This window comes from Paenibacillus kobensis NBRC 15729 (assembly GCF_004000825.1).
Taxonomy (GTDB): Bacteria; Bacillota; Bacilli; order Paenibacillales; family Paenibacillaceae; genus Paenibacillus_T; species Paenibacillus_T kobensis.
Window position 1 is genome coordinate 1 of the sequence record NZ_BILZ01000162.1, and the last position, 535, is coordinate 535.

Sequence of the window (535 nt, forward strand, 5' to 3'; positions counted from 1 at the left end):
AGGAATAGAAATTTACGGGTCATTAGATATGAGCCGCATGAAATACGCACTGGAGCAATTGGCCATCCGCCATGAAGCTCTGCGCACTAGCTTCCATATGCAGGATGGAGAAACCGTACAGAAGATCGCACAAGAAGTGACATTCGAATTGGAGTATGAAGAACGGATTACAGAAAAAGAAGAAAGTTTGCTGCATGGTTTTGTACAGCCGTTTGACCTCGGCAAAGCGCCGCTGATGCGGATGAAAGCCGTAACAATAGGAGAGGACAAAACGATCCTCTTGCTAGATATGCACCATATCATCTCCGATGGTATGTCGATGGGTATTTTATTCAACGAATTATCCAAGATGTACAATGGCGAGCCATTAGAACCGCTGAGCGTCCAATACAAGGATTATAGCGAATGGATGCGAACAAGAGACCTGTCGGAACAAAAACAATATTGGCAGGGGGTATTTACAGAACCGGCACCGGTACTGGATTTGCAACTGGATTACGTAAGGCCGCAGACGCGTAGCTATAACGGCCACAGT

General features: G+C 46.2%; 1 protein-coding gene. It reads left to right on the plus strand.

The window, feature by feature from the left end:
- Positions 1-10: 10 nt before the first annotated feature.
- Positions 11-535 (plus strand): condensation domain-containing protein (locus PKO01S_RS28585; protein ID WP_281278974.1); only part of this gene is annotated, 525 nt, incomplete at its 3' end.